This window comes from Nocardia araoensis NBRC 100135, from assembly GCF_000308435.1.
In the GTDB taxonomy this organism is placed as follows: domain Bacteria; phylum Actinomycetota; class Actinomycetes; order Mycobacteriales; family Mycobacteriaceae; genus Nocardia; species Nocardia araoensis.
The window spans coordinates 1-13,702 of sequence record NZ_BAFR01000135.1; the positions used below are offsets into that span (position 1 = coordinate 1).

General features: G+C 70.1%; 13 protein-coding genes. 3 read left to right on the forward strand and 10 right to left on the reverse strand.

Going from position 1 to position 13,702, the window contains the following annotated elements; translation table 11 throughout:
- Both ON21_RS18335 and ON21_RS18340 read left to right on the forward strand, forming a co-directional pair.
- Positions 1-1,137: phosphotransferase family protein (locus ON21_RS18335; protein ID WP_306307705.1), on the forward strand; the 1,137-nt coding region annotated here is incomplete at its 5' end.
- Positions 1,138-1,139: 2 nt separating this feature from the next.
- Positions 1,140-2,237: an Rv3169 family protein gene (locus tag ON21_RS18340; protein WP_039799416.1), complete on the forward strand. Its 1,098-nt coding sequence runs from the start codon at positions 1,140-1,142 to the stop codon at positions 2,235-2,237.
- Positions 2,238-2,323: 86 nt separating this feature from the next.
- On the opposite strand, the gene ON21_RS18345 is transcribed toward ON21_RS18340, so the two are convergent.
- The 6 genes from ON21_RS18345 to mqo all read right to left on the reverse strand — a co-directional run bounded on the left by ON21_RS18345 (position 2,324) and on the right by mqo (position 9,440).
- The gene (locus ON21_RS18345) at positions 2,324-2,692 is read right to left on the reverse strand and encodes a cobalamin biosynthesis protein (RefSeq protein ID WP_039799417.1); all 369 of its coding nucleotides are present in this window, start codon (positions 2,690-2,692) and stop codon (positions 2,324-2,326) included.
- Entirely contained in the window at positions 2,679-4,397 is a 1,719-nt protein-coding gene (locus ON21_RS18350) for a cobyrinic acid a,c-diamide synthase CobB (protein WP_051020934.1), read from the reverse strand. The genes ON21_RS18345 and ON21_RS18350 overlap by 14 nt, the downstream gene beginning before the upstream one ends.
- A gap of 79 nt (positions 4,398-4,476) precedes the next feature.
- Positions 4,477-5,091, reverse strand: a complete 615-nt coding sequence (cobO, locus tag ON21_RS18355) for a cob(I)yrinic acid a,c-diamide adenosyltransferase (RefSeq protein ID WP_039799419.1) — start codon at positions 5,089-5,091, stop codon at positions 4,477-4,479.
- Between the two features lie 209 nt (positions 5,092-5,300).
- On the reverse strand, positions 5,301-7,295 hold the full coding sequence (locus ON21_RS18360) for a magnesium chelatase subunit D family protein (RefSeq protein ID WP_245562649.1): 1,995 nt from the start codon (positions 7,293-7,295) through the stop codon (positions 5,301-5,303).
- 155 nt (positions 7,296-7,450) lie between these two features.
- Positions 7,451-7,906, reverse strand: coding sequence for a GNAT family N-acetyltransferase (locus ON21_RS18365; protein ID WP_039799420.1), 456 nt, complete (start codon positions 7,904-7,906; stop codon positions 7,451-7,453).
- A 19-nt stretch (positions 7,907-7,925) separates the two neighbouring features.
- Positions 7,926-9,440, reverse strand: coding sequence for a malate dehydrogenase (quinone) (gene mqo / locus ON21_RS18370; protein WP_039799421.1), 1,515 nt, complete (start codon positions 9,438-9,440; stop codon positions 7,926-7,928).
- Positions 9,441-9,735: 295 nt separating this feature from the next.
- Here mqo and ON21_RS18375 point away from each other — a divergent pair, with 295 nt between their 5' ends.
- The gene (locus tag ON21_RS18375; RefSeq protein WP_039799422.1) at positions 9,736-10,797 is read left to right on the forward strand and encodes an alpha/beta hydrolase; all 1,062 of its coding nucleotides are present in this window, start codon (positions 9,736-9,738) and stop codon (positions 10,795-10,797) included.
- Here ON21_RS18375 and ON21_RS18380 read toward each other — a convergent pair.
- The 4 genes from ON21_RS18380 to ON21_RS18395 form a co-directional block, all read right to left on the reverse strand.
- Positions 10,777-11,340, reverse strand: coding sequence for a hypothetical protein (locus ON21_RS18380; RefSeq protein ID WP_039799423.1), 564 nt, complete (start codon positions 11,338-11,340; stop codon positions 10,777-10,779). The genes ON21_RS18375 and ON21_RS18380 overlap by 21 nt on opposite strands.
- Before the next feature lie 56 nt (positions 11,341-11,396).
- The gene (locus ON21_RS18385; protein WP_039799424.1) at positions 11,397-11,789 is read right to left on the reverse strand and encodes a type II toxin-antitoxin system VapC family toxin; all 393 of its coding nucleotides are present in this window, start codon (positions 11,787-11,789) and stop codon (positions 11,397-11,399) included.
- Entirely contained in the window at positions 11,786-12,019 is a 234-nt protein-coding gene (locus tag ON21_RS18390) for an AbrB/MazE/SpoVT family DNA-binding domain-containing protein (protein WP_245562646.1), read from the reverse strand. Before ON21_RS18390 ends, ON21_RS18385 begins: the two co-directional genes overlap by 4 nt.
- A 141-nt stretch (positions 12,020-12,160) precedes the next feature.
- Entirely contained in the window at positions 12,161-13,699 is a 1,539-nt protein-coding gene (locus ON21_RS18395) for a cobyric acid synthase (RefSeq protein ID WP_039799426.1), read from the reverse strand.
- Between the last annotated feature and the right edge of the window lie 3 nt (positions 13,700-13,702).

Here is a 13,702-nt window from a genome sequence, read left to right on the forward strand (position 1 = left end):
ACAATGATGACCGACGATCCGGACCCGGCACAGCGACACCAGCTGACCGTCAGCGAACGCGACCTGGACACGCTCGCCGGGGACTTGGCGCGCTGGCTGCACACGAAGGTCACCGCGGACGAACCGCCGCGCATCTCCGATCTGTCGCGTCCGCAGTCCGGCGGCATGTCCAGCACATCGATCCTGTTCGACGCCGAATGGACCACCGGGGGGCGGGCGGAGCGCGGATCGTTCGTCGCGCGGATGGCGCCCGAGGCCGGGTCGTTCCCGGTCTTCGAGACCTACGACCTGGCCACCCAGTACCAGGTGATGGCGGGCGTCGCCGCGGCCACCGACGTTCCGGTGCCCGGTCTGTGCTGGCTGGAGAACGACGAAAAGCCGCTCGGCGCACCGTTCTTCGTCATGCGCCGGGTCGACGGACGGGTGCCGACGGACAACCCGCCGTACGTGTTCATCGGCTGGCTGTTCGATGCCGATCCCGCCGAGCGCCTCCGGCTCACCCACAACACCGTCGAGGTGATCGCCAAGATCCACGGCATCCCCGACCCGGCGGCGCTGTTCCCGATGCTGAGTGGACCGGGTGAGTCGCTGCGCAGGCACGTCGCCGCGCAACGATCGTGGTACCGGTGGGGGCTCGCGGACGACGGCTACGAAATCCCGGTCATCGAGCGGAGTTTCGCGTGGCTGGAGGAGCACTGGCCCGCCGACCCGGGCCCGGACGTGCTCACGTGGGGCGATGCCCGCCCCGGCAACATCATCTACCGCGAATTCGACCCGGTGGCGGTGCTGGACTGGGAGATGGCCGCCCTCGGGCCGCGCGAACTCGACCTGGGCTGGGTGATCTTCATCCACCGGTTCTTCCAGGACCTGGCCACCCGCTTCGGGCAGCCCGGACTCCCCGATTTCCTCCGCCGCGACGACGTGGTGTCGAAATACGAAGAACTGACCGGTCACGCGGTGCGCGATCTCGATTTCTACATCGTGTACGCCGCACTGCGCCACGCGATCGTGATGGCGCGGGTGAAACGCAGGATGATCCACTTCGGCGAGGACACCGACACGCCGGACCGCGACGACTACGTCATGCACCGGGCAAGCCTGGAAGCGCTGCTCGACGGAACCTACGAATGGGATTGACCATGCCTGTGCCCTTGGACGAGTACCCGATCCACCAGACCCCGCTGTCGCTGGCGCGGGTGGCCAGCAGCGATCGGAACTTCTACGACCGCAGTTACTTCAACGCCCACGACCGCGACGGCGGCACCTTCCTGATCACCGGTCTCGGCGTGTACCCGAACCTCGGGGTGACCGACGCCTACGCCGCCGTCCGTCGCGGCGACACGGTGCGCGCGGTGCGCTTCTCCGACGCGCTCGGGGAGCGGAGTCTCGACCAGCGGGTCGGCGGCTACCGCGTCGAGGTGCTGGAGCCGCTGCGGCGCATCAGGGTGGTCTGCGACCACGACGATCTCGGCTTCGATCTGACCTGGACCGGGGCCTTCCCCGCCGTGCAGGAACAACCCCACCTCATCCTGGCGGGCAACCGGCCGATCATCGACGCTTCCCGGTTCGCCCAGGTCGGCTCGTGGGCGGGAACGCTGCACGTGGACGGCGACGACATCACGGTCGACCCGGCGGTGTGGACCGGCACCAGGGACCGCTCGTGGGGCATCCGCCCGGTCGGCGAGACCGAGCCGGCCGGACGCGCGGCCGCCGAACCCTCGGGCGGATTCTGGTGGCTGTACGTGCCGCTGCGGTTCGACGACTTCGCCGTCGTGGTCATCGTGCAGGAGGAGCCGGACGGCAGGCGCACCCTCAACGACGCGACCCGGATCTGGCCCGACGGACGCACCGAGCAACTCGGCTGGCCGCGCATCTCCATCGATTATCGTTCGGGCTCGAGACTTCCCGTGGGAGCGCGGCTGGAGTTGACCACGCCGGACGGCAAGCCCCTGGAGATCGAGGTCACACCGGGCACGGGCGTTCCCCTGCACGTCGGATGCGGCTACGGCGGTGATCCCGACTGGCAGCACGGCCAGTGGAAGGGCCGCGACTGGTCGTCCTCCAGCCGCTACGACCTCACCGACCCTGGCATCGCCGCCCGCATCCCCTACGGGGTGATCGACCACGTCGCCCGCGCCCGCTGCGGCGACGCCGAGGGCTGGGGCCTGTTCGAGCACGCCAGCATCGGCCGCCACGATCCCACCGGTTTCGCCGACTGGGGCTCGGTCGCACCCTGAAACTCGGACCGGAGCACCACTCACATCGTTCGCACGCCGCGTCGACGCGGCGACCGCGCGGCCGACCTGCGACCGGTCGAACAGCCCTACCGCCCGTACAACGCCGCCGCGAGCACAACGCCGTGCACCACACGCTTGGGCAGCACCAGCGCCCCGCCCTCGGCGGCGAGTAGGGCCGCGGCCTCGGCGACGCTCGCCGTGCCGACCGCCGTACGAGTCCGGTTTTCCGGGTTGGGGACGGCGACGGCCGCCAGTTCGGCGGCGGAGTAGGACCGCAGCGGCACTCGGAGGTCCGTGGCGACAGCGCGCAGGCCGGGTTCCGCGCCGCGGCGCGCGATGGTGGCCAGGCACACGATCCGATGATCACCCACGCCCTCGCGCAGGGCGGCGCGGATCGTGCGGGCCGAGGTGCGCGGCCGCAGGCCGATACCGACGACGATCTCAGCGGACGGCACGGGAACTCGCGAATCCGGCTGTCGCCGTGACGAATCGCCGCACCGCTTCGGGATTTCCCGCCGGATGGGTATGCAGGTACGAGGCGTGCACATTGCCGATGAGCGCCCCTTCTCGGACGCGCTCTCCCGCACTCACGCGCCATCCCCATGCCGGATTCCCCGGCGGCGCGGACACCAGGCACGTGCGGTGGAATTCGTGGCCGCGGACCCGTTCCCCGGCCCGCCACAACGGCGAGTCGGCCAGCGCGACGGCGTCTCGGTAGCCGAGCGTCAGACGCGGTCCGAACGCGGCATCGGCCTCCACCACCCCGGCCATCGGGTGCCCGTCCAGAGAACGGGTCAGATACAACAGTCCCGCGCATTCGGCGTGCACCGGCATTCCGTGGCGGGCGGCTTCGGCCACCGCCCGCAACAGGCCGGAGTTGGCGGCCAGCTCCGCGGCGTGCTCCTCCGGGAAGCCACCCGGAAGCACCAACCCCGCTGTCCCGGTGGGCAATTCATCGTGCAGCGGATCGAACACGACCACCTGCGCCCCCGCCGCCGTCAGCAACTCACGATGCTCGGCATAGCCGAACGTGAACGCCGGGCCACCGGCGACGGCGACCAGTGGACCTCCCCGGCCGGCCGTGCCGTGAACGGCGATCGCGCCGGAAGCACTTTCGTCGGAGCGCGACGCGCCGCCGGCCTCGACGGCGACATGCGAGTCCCGGTCGCCGCCGATATGCGCCGACGACGCAGAGGCTCCGGCCCCACCGAGTGACACCGACGCTTCTGGGTCACCGACTCCACCGGGCGACACCGACGCTCCCGGACCACCGGCTTCGCCGAAGGACATCGATGCTCCCGAGTCACCGACTTCACCGAAGGACGTCGATGCCCCTGGGGCAGCGGAAGATGTCGACGTCTCCCCGGCAGCAACTCCACCGATCGACGTCTCGTTCGCGGCACCGCATGCCCCTTCGAACCCACGCACCGCCGCGGCGGGATCCCACGCGGGTCCCGTCACCGACGAGCGAGCGAGCGCCGCGATGGCGTGCAGGTCCACGTGTGCGGCGACGAGGTCCGTCATCGCCGCGACCGCCGCCGTCGCGGCCCGGCCGTGCTCCACGGCCGGGATCAGGCCGAGATGCCGAGAGGGGACCTCGAGTTCGGCCAGGCGCGGCAGCGATCCCAGCACCGGCAGCCCGACGCGATCACAGGCGGCGCGCAGCACCTGCTCGTGCCGTTCGCTGCCGACCCGGTTCAGGATCACACCGCCGAGCCGGACGCCACTGTCGAAGGTCGCGAATCCGTGCAACAGCGCCGCCAGACTCTGGCTGTGCCCGCGCGCGTCCACCACCAGCACCACCGGCGCCCCGAGCAGGGCCGCGACCTGCGCCGTCGAACCCTCCGCCACGGGACCGGAACAGTGTTCGTCGATCCGCCCGTCGAACAGCCCCATCACGCCTTCGACCACGGCGAGGTCGCACCCCCGCGCGCCGTGCCGGTACAGCGGCACAACCCGCTCCGCCCCCACCAACACCGGATCGAGATTCCTCCCGGGCCGCCCCGCCGCCAACCCGTGATACCCCGGATCGATGTAATCCGGCCCCACCTTGAACGGCGCCACCCGATGCCCCACCCGCCGCAAGGCCCCCACCAACCCGGTCGCCACCGTCGTCTTCCCGCTCCCCGACGCCGGCGCCGCCACCACAACGGCCCTCATCCCCGCCCCCGCTTCGCGAGTGGCACACCATCGTGCGGCCCTCTCGCGATTCGCCGCAGTGATGTGCCACCCGCGGAAATCACCATTCGATGCCTCGTTGGCCTTTGCGGCCGGCGTCCATGGGGTGTTTGAGTTTGGTCATCTCCGTTACGAGGTCGGCGGCTTCGAGGAGGGGTTGGGGGGCGTCGCGGCCGGTGATGACGACGTGTTGGTTTCCCGGGCGGGTGCGGAGGGTTTCGACTACTTCGGCGGTGTCGACCCAGCCCCATTTGAGGGGGTAGGTGAATTCGTCGAGGACGTAGAAGCGGTGCTGTTCGGCTTTCAGGCGGCGGGCGATCTCCTGCCATCCCGCCAGCGCGGCCGCGGCGTGGTCGTCTTCGGTGCCCTGCTTGCGGGTCCAGGACCAGCCCTCACCCATCTTGTGCCATTCGACCGGTCCGCCCGCGCCGGTCTGCTCGTGCAGCGCGCCGAGAGCGCGGAAGGCGGCTTCCTCCCCGACCTTCCACTTGGCGCTTTTCACGAACTGGAACACCGCGACGTCGAAACCCTGGTTCCAGGCCCGCAGCGCCATCCCGAACGCCGCCGTCGACTTGCCTTTACCCGGCCCGGTGTGCACCGCGAGCACCGGCTGGTTGCGCCGCTGCCGTGTGGTCAGCCCGTCGTCGGGAACGGTCTCGGGAACACCCTTGGGCATCGAATCTCCTTGCTCGTCCTCGGATCACTCCGACCTACCGCGCGTCCCGGCCGGAAGCCAGGGCCTCACCCAACCGGTCGCCATTCGACCGGGGGCCGAACACCCGGGCATTCGCCGGCCGTTCGATTGCGCCGCCGACTCGGCGAGTCCGGACTCCCGGAAAAGCCGCCGAGCGGCCTCCATCGCACGCGCCGTTCGAAGAATCGTGCTCACGCCGCTCGGGCCGCCCGTGACGCACCGCTCCGGCTCGTGGAACCCGCACGGACGACATCGGCGACCGAATCGCCGGTCAGCTCGGCCAATCGCAGATATCCGCCCCGAAGGTCGCGGGCCAGCTCCGCGGCGAGGCCGAGACGGATCATGCCGCGTTCGCAGTCGACCACGATCGAAGTGACCGCGTCCCTGGCGAGCAAGCGGGCCGCGGCACGGGCGCGGGGAACCGGGTCGGCGCCGCCCGTGGCGCGACCGTCGGTGAGCAGCACCAGCATGGGCCTGCGGCGCGGATCGCGCACACGCTCGCGCACCACGATGTCCCGCGCCTTCAGCAGGCCTGCGGCCAGCGGCGTCTTCCCGCCCGTGCGCATCCCGGACAACCGGCGCACCGCGATGTCGACCGACGAGGTGGGCGGCAGCACGACTTCGGCCTCCGCACCGCGCACGGTGACCACGGCGACCTTGTCGCGACGCTGGTAGGCATCGCGCAGCAGCGTGACGACCGCGCCGGTCACCGCGGACAACCGGTCGCGGGCGGCCATGGAACCGGACGCGTCGACGACGAACACGACCAGATTCCCCTCACGCCCTTCCCGATAAGCGCCGCGGAGATCTTCGGCCGCCAGCCGCAACGGCCCGCCTGCGCGTCCGCGCGCGCGCTGATGCGGCGCGGATGCGAGCACGGTACCGAGCAGATGCAGGCCCGACGAGGTATCGGTGCTGGGACGAACCACGCGCCCGTGCCGGGATTCCGCCCGGGAGCGGCGTCCCGGAGCGCCCTCGCCGACACCGGGCACTTCCCAGCGCGGTGTCCGCGCCACAGCGGAAACCGGTGTGCCGGTACGGCCTTCCCCGGATCGCCCGCCACCAGGACCGTCCGGCGGCGAGGGATCTTCGGGGCCGCCATCCGGGTCGTCGCCCGGCGGGTCCCGCCGCTCGTCGTCCGTGTCCGCACCACCCGTCTCGTCGGCGTCCTGCGGCGCGGACGCCGCCTGCTCGCGTTGCGCCTCGGCCGCGGCGTCGCGCATGGCGTCGTCGAGCTGTTCCTCGCTGATGCCGGGTTCGTCGAACGGATCGCGCCTGCGCCGGTGCGGCAGCGCCAATTCGGCGGCCACCCGCACGTCGTCCTCGGTCACCGCGTCGCCACCGCGCCAGGCGGCATGCGCCGTCGCGGTGCGCGCGACGACCAGGTCGGCGCGCATGCCGTCGACGTCGAACGCGGCGCACAGCGCGGCGATCCGGCGCAGTTCCACATCGTCGAGCGCGACCCGCCCCAGTCGGTCGCGAGCGGCGAGAATCCGCTCGGCCACCTCGTGGTCGGCCTCGGCGTACCTCGCGGCGAATCCCGCCGGATCGGCCTCGTAGTCCAGCCTGCGGCGCACCACCGCCATGCGCACGTCCACGTCCCGCGAGGCGGCCACGTCCACGGTGAGGCCGAATCGGTCCAGCAGCTGCGGACGCAGCTCGCCTTCCTCCGGATTCATGGTGCCGACCAGCACGAATCGCGCCGGATGCGAGTGCGACACACCGTCGCGCTCGATGTGCACCCGGCCCATCGCCGCGGCGTCCAGCAGCACGTCCACCAGATGGTCGTGCAGCAGATTGACCTCGTCGACGTACAACACACCGTGATGGGCGGCGGCCAGCAGGCCGGGACGGAACGCCTGCTCCCCGTCGCGCAGCACCCGCTCCAGGTCCAGCGAGCCGACCACGCGGTCCTCCGTCGCGCCCACCGGCAACTCCACCAAGCGAGCCGGCCGCGCGCCGGTCTCGTCCACCACCGGCGGCAGCAACTGCGCCAGCGCGCGCACCACGGTCGACTTCGCGGTGCCCTTCTCGCCGCGCACCAGCACACCGCCGATGCCCGGATGCACCGCGCAGAGGATCAGCGCCAGTTGCAGCCGCTCCTGCCCGACCACCGCCGAGAACGGGAAGCCCACTTCACCGTCCGGAGTCGACAGTGTTCGGCTGCGCGGATCGGACGTCGGCACTGTTTCGGCATGGGACAAGGACACGCCCCAACTCTAAGGGCGCGTCCACACCCATCCGACAGTGCCCTTCGATTCAGAACCGATGCGGGCGGGCCCCGGAAAGCGCCGCACCCGCCCCGGATACTTCCGGAGCGGGTGCGAATGGCGGTCGGAGGCTACTCGCCTCCCCTGCGCATGGGCACGTGCGGGATGCCGTCTTCCTCGAACTCCGGGCCGTCGACCTTGAAACCGTGCTTGGTGTACAGGTCGATCAGGTAGCTCTGGGCGCTCAGGCGCACCGTCGCCGAACCCACCTCGGCCAGCGCCGCCTGCAGCAGACGCGTGGTGTATCCGTGCCCGCGGGCGGGCGCCGCGGTACAGAGCCTGCCGATGCGGAAGCTCTTCACACCGTCGCGGTGCTCTTCGCACAGCCGCAGTGTGGCGATGACCTCGCCCTCGTCATCGAGCCAGAAGTGCCGGGTCTCGGGAAGCAGGTCCTTCCCGTCCAGTTCGGGATACGCGCACTTCTGTTCGACGACGAAGACTTCGACGCGAAGTTTCAACAGCTGGTACAGCGTCGCGGTATCGAGATCCTGCGCCCAGGAGCGTTTGAGAGCAACCGTTGACATCATCGCGCCTTGCTATCACAACCTAGGCGTTCGCCGCGACCCCTGCGTGGCTCGGCGTGTTGTCGCCGCCGGTGACGAGCTCGAGCGTCTTGGATGTCCAGTCCCACACTTCGTGGAACAACGCCGGGTCGTCGGAGAGCTTCACACCCAGCGAGGGCACCATCTCCTTCAGCTTCGGCGTCCATTCGGCGTACTCCTGCGGGAAGCACCGCTGCAGCACGTCCAGCATGGCGGTGACGCAGGTGGAGGCGCCAGGGGAGGCCCCGAGCAGACCGGCGATAGTGCCGTCCTGCGCGGCGATCACGGCGGTGCCGAACTCGAGCACGCCGCCCGCGCCCTTGCGGCGGATCACCTGCACGCGCTGGCCCGCGGTGATGAGCTCCCAGTCCCTGGCCTCGGCGCGCGGGATGAACTCCGACAGCGTGATCACCTTGCCCGCCTGCGACTTCAGCAGCTCGCTGACCAGGTACTTGGTCAGGCCGAGTTCGGTGACGCCGACGCCGAGCAGAGAGAAGATGTTGTTCGGCCGCACCGACTTGAACAGGTCGGTGTTCTTGCCGTCCTTGAGGAACTTCGGCGTCCAGCCCGCGTACGGGCCGAACAGCAGGCCCGGCTTGCCCTTGATGACGCGAGTGTCCAAGTGCGGCACCGACATCGGCGGAGCGCCGACCGCGGCCTTGCCGTACACCTTGGCCTCGTGCTGGTTGATCAGCGCCGGGTTGACGCAGCGGAAGAACTGACCGCTCACGGGGAACCCGCCGAAGCCCTTCGCCTCCTTGATGCCCGCCTTCTGCAGCAGCGGCAGCGCGCCGCCGCCCGCGCCGACGAAGACGAATTTGCTGATCAGTTTGCGGGTTTCGCGCGTGCGCACGTTGCGCACCGTGACCACCCAGGATCCGTCGGACTGCTTGGACAGATCGCGCACCTCGTGCCCGAAGGCCAGGTCCGCGCCGGACGCGCCGAGGTAGGCGAGCAGTTCCTGGGTGAGCGAGCCGAAGTCGATGTCGGTGCCGCCGTTGGTCCAGTTGAGCGCGATCGGATCGGAGAAGTCGCGCCCGCGCGCCATCAGCGGCAGGCGGCGGGAGAACTCGTCGGGGCTGTCGATGTACTCCATGCCCTCGAACAGCGGGTGCGGCGCCAGCGCCTCGTACCGCTTGCGCAGGTACTGCACGTTGTCGGCGCCGTGCACGAAGCTGACGTGCGGTATGGGGTTGATGAAGGCGGACGGATCGCGGAGGATGCCGTTCTCCACGCCGTAGGACCAGAACTGGCGGGAGACCTGGAAACGCTCGTTGATGTCGACGGCCTTGGTGATGTCCACCGAGCCGTCGGGCGCCTGCGGGCTGTAGTTCAGCTCGCACAGCGCGGAGTGGCCGGTACCCGCGTTGTTCCACGGATCGCTGCTCTCCGCGGCGGCGGCGTCGAGCCGCTCGAACAGGGAGATCGACCAGTCCGGCTGCAGCTGCCGCAGCAGCGCGCCGAGAGTGGCACTCATGATGCCGGCACCGATGAGTACTACATCGGTCTTTTCAGTCATGGCAGCGTTCGGCACGGGTAGATCGACTTCCTTGTCTGCGCGGGCCCACCGGGCGGGTGGACCAGCCTGGGCACGGTGTAGTTGTGGCTCGGTTCCGGCGTCCGCCGGTCCCGAACGGCATGGCGGGAGTTAGGTTACCCGCCGTTCACCTATGCCCAATTGTGCACCTCACCACGCCGCCACCCCGCAGCGAACCTGCTGATTGTGCGGAATGCGACAGAGACGATCGTCACTTCGGCGGCCGGGCGACGGCCACGGCCTGCCAGGGTTTGACACCGTCCAATAGATTGGTCGCGTGACGAACGAACAGTCGCTTGCCGAGCCGGTCGGCACCTCTCCGGATGGCGAAGGCTGGCGCCCCGACGTCCTTGGTCCGCACTATCAGCAGCGCACGCTTGCCCTCGGTCCCGACCCCGACGGCGAGGGCGAGGTGGTCGCCACGCTGGTGCGCTACGTGCCCTCCGGCGCCGTCGAGCAGACCGCGGGCGCGGTGCTCTACGTCCACGGCTTCACCGATTACTTCTTCCAGGAGCATCTCGCCGAGCACTTCGCCGCGCGCGGATTCCAGTTCTATGCACTCGACCTGCGCAAATGCGGACGGTCCCTGCGTGAGGGACAGACGCCGCACTATGTGACGGATCTCGCTTTCTACGACCGGGAGCTGGCGGAGTCGCTGCGCATCGTCCGGGCCGAGACCGGCGCTCCCGTCGTGATCAACGCCCATTCCACCGGTGGCCTGGTGGTGTCGCTGTGGCTGGATCGGCTCAACCGCGCGCAGGGCACGGCCGCCGCGGGTATCACCGGCGTCGTGCTCAACAGCCCGTGGTTCGACCTGCAGGGCCCCGCCTACTACCGGAGCATCGGCACGCCGATCATCAAGGCGGTCGGACGGTTCCGGAAGATGGTCGAGCTGCCCGGCGGCAAGGTCAGCACCTACGGCGACAGCCTGCACCACTCGGTGTCGGGTGCGTGGGATTACAACCTGGATTGGAAACCGCTGCAGGGCTTCCCGGTCCGGCTCGGCTGGCTGCGCGCCATCCGCAACGGCCATGCTCAGCTGCACCAGGGCCTCGACATCGGGGTGCCCTCGCTGATTCTGCGTTCCCGGATGACGAAGTTCGCCAAGCAGTACGGTCCCGCCGTGGACGTGGCCGACGCGGTGCTCGACGTCAAGCAGATCCAGCGCTGGTCGGGCTGCCTGGGCGACCGCACCAACATGGTGCCGATCGACGGCGCCAAGCACGACGTGTTCCTGTCCGGCCCGGAGCCGCTGGCCCAGGCGTTCCGCGAGCTCGACAGCTGGCTCGACTGGCTCGCGGACTACCAGGCCGGGAAATCACCAGAGGCTGGTGCGTAGGACGATCTCGGTGGCCAGCTCGTGGTCGGCTTCGGTGGCCACGCTGGTGACGTCGACCTCGACCACCCGGAATTCGCCGTAGACGAACCGGCCCGACGCGTCGGCCACCGAGCGCGGCAGATTCTTCGTCACCAGCAACGTGGTGGGGACCTCGACCGGGCCGGTGGCCGCGTCCGCGACCGCTCCGTCGGCGCCGGGCGTCGCCGGGTGGCCGCGATCGGCCACGACCAGGCTCTGGAAGCGTCCGAAACCGCCTGCGCACGCCTGCCAGGCCAGCACGGCGCCCGCGCCGCACCCGGCCACGTTCACCCAGGGCAGCCCCAGCTCGTCGAGGATCGCGGTCACACCGGCCGCGTCGAGGCCCTCGATCGACTCCACCGCGAAGGTGCGCAGATCCGAGTTGTGCAGGCGGGCGCACACCTGGTCGAAGACGTCCACGGGCTCGCCCGCGTCGGGCAGCAGCAGCACACTGTGCCGGGATTCCGGCCCGTCGATCCGCACGGTCCACGCGCGGTCACCCACCGTGATCTGCCGAGATTCCATGCCGATTCACGCTACACGGCTCACGGCGCGGTGGCGGCGGGTCGGGGGTGGCGGAATCAGGCGAGCAGGCGCATCCCGGCCCGCTCACCTGCATTGTGATCGAAGGTGACGGTCAGCTCACACCCGGCCTCCTGGCCGAGCTGCTGGATCAGCGCGTCGGCGAAGTCGGCGCCGTCGGCTGCCCGGCGCAGCGCCTGGCGCACGGTGTCGGCGCGCTCCACCACGATCTCGCTCGAATCGAGCAGCCCGAGCAGCACGTCGGTGACCGCTTCGGGGTCCTGTTTGTAGCCGCGGCGCAGCACCCAGTGGATCTCGGCGAGCACGATCATCGTGACGTAGCCGGGTTTGCTCTCGCTGAGCCCGTCGATCACCTGATTGGCCCGGGCGGACTGCTCCGGGTCGTCCTGGGTGAGGTAGCGGATCAGCACGTTCGCGTCCAGGCCGATCATCGCGCCTTCCCTTCCACCACGTTGCCCGCGATGGCCTCGTTCATCTCGGCGAGGCCGATCGGCGAGCCGGACCAGCCGACGATGCCCTTCAGCGACTTGATCGTGCGCGTTTCGGGCACCAGTTCGTAGGTGCCGTTGGGAGTGGGGACGAAGGCGACCCGCACTCCGGTGCGCAATCCCATCGCCACACGCACGTCGATCGGGATGGTGATCTGCCCCTTACTGGTCACCGTCGCCGACACCACGTTGCCCCCTCGGCTGTTGGGCCTCTTCTCCGCCGCCATCATCCTCGCACCCGACCACACTCGGTCGACCCAGCCTTACCTGGAGCCGAATTCCTTACTGCAAGGTAAGGCGCGAGGTGGCTTCCGTCAACCGATACGGTCGCCCGCGAGCATCACGTCGGTGGCCAGGATCGGCAGGCCGGCGGGCACACCGTCGTCGAGCAGGCGCTCGAGCGCGGCGAGGTCGAGATGGTCTTCGATCAGATCGGCCAGCAGATCCAGTTGCGCGGCGCGCACCGTCGCGACCGAGACATGCTCGGCCACAATGAAGCCCGATCGTCCGGCCGCGGCGGCGACCGCGCGCAGCCACCCGCGGCGGAAATCGTCGGACTCGAGCAACCCGTGCAGGTGGGTGCCCCACACCGCGCCGCGAACGCTGCCCTCCGGCTCGCCGTCGACGGTGAGCCATGCCGGGTCGCCGCGGTGCGTGACGCGGCCGTGATGGATCTCGTAGCCGCGCACGGCGACTCCCCCGGCGTCCCCCGCGCTGCGGCGCAACACCTTCGACTCGGCGAAATCGACGGTCAGGTCGAGTAGCCCGAGTCCGTCCACCGCACCGGCGCCGGACTCGACGCGGTCGAGAATGCGGGTGCCGAGCATCTGATATCCGCCGCACACGCCCAGGATCGGCCCGCCCGCGGCGGCGCGTGCCACCAGCGCGTCGGCGATGCCGGTACGCCGCAACCACCGCAGATCCGACACCGTCGCCTTACTGCCGGGCACCACCACCAGATCGGCATCCGCCAGCCGGGACGGCTCCGTCACCCAGCGCACCGCAACGCCGGGTTCGCAGGCCAGCGCCTCGACGTCGGTGGAGTTGGAGATGCGCGGCAGCCGGATCGCGGCGACGGTCAGCCATTCGTCGCCCACCGGGGGCCGAGGGCGGCCCACCGGCGCGTCGGCGAGGGTGCCCAGCGAGTCCTCCGCATCGATCCACAGGTCCTCGGCATACGGCAGCACGCCGAGGGTGGGGCGGCCGGTGAGTTCGGTGAGACGCTCCAGCCCCGGCCGTAGCAGCTCCACCGCGCCGCGGAACTTGTTGACGATGAAACCCGAGATCAGTTGCTGGTCTTCGGGTTCAAGGATGGCGACGGTACCGAACAGGTGGGCGAGCACGCCGCCGCGATCGATATCCCCGACCAGCAGCACCGGCAGCCGCGCGGCGCGCGCGAGACCCATGTTCGCCAGATCCGTAGCGCGCAGGTTGATCTCGGCGGGCGATCCGGCGCCTTCGCAGACGACCACGTCGAATTCGGCGCGCAGCGCGGCGAGTTCCGCGGCCACCACCTCGCGCAAATCCCGACGATGCCGGAAGTAGTCTTCGGCGCCGACCGTGCCGATCGCCTTGCCCCGCACCACCAGCTGGGAACGGCGGTCGCTGCCGGGCTTGAGCAGGACCGGATTGAACCGCACGCTCGGCTCCAGCCCGCACGCCTGGGCCTGCAACGCCTGCGCCCGCCCGATCTCCCCGCCGTCGAGCGTGACCACGGAGTTGTTGGACATGTTCTGCGCCTTGAACGGCGCGACCCGCACACCGCGCCGCGCCAGCATCCGGCAGATCCCGGCCACGACGACGCTCTTGCCCGCGTCCGAGGTCGTCCCCGCGACCAGCAGCGCGCCTTTCATCGC